Genomic DNA, 266 nt, shown 5'->3' on the forward strand with positions numbered 1-266 from the left:
GCTATTACCTCAGCCTTCCAAGCTGATGATGCGGGTTCGATTCCCGCTGCCCGCTCCAAGATGTGCTGATATAGCTCAGTTGGTAGAGCGCACCCTTGGTAAGGGTGAGGTCGGCAGTTCGAATCTGCCTATCAGCACCACTTCTTTTCTCCTCCCTGTTTTTTCCTTCTGTTTATTGCATTCAACAAGTCGGGCATGTTGCCTGTTTGATGTGGTGATATCACCGATTTATCCGTGTCGTAGAGGGACAATCGATGTCTAAAGAA

1 tRNA gene is annotated in these 266 nt (G+C 48.9%); it reads left to right on the top strand.

Going from position 1 to position 266, the window contains the following annotated elements:
* Positions 1–64: 64 nt before the first annotated feature.
* Positions 65–140 (top strand) — tRNA-Thr (locus SB756_RS30885).
* The last annotated feature ends 126 nt before the right edge of the window (positions 141–266 follow it).

Origin of the sequence: Pseudomonas sp. SIMBA_068 (assembly GCF_046534705.1) — a bacterium.
Lineage (GTDB): Bacteria > Pseudomonadota > Gammaproteobacteria > Pseudomonadales > Pseudomonadaceae > Aquipseudomonas > Aquipseudomonas putida.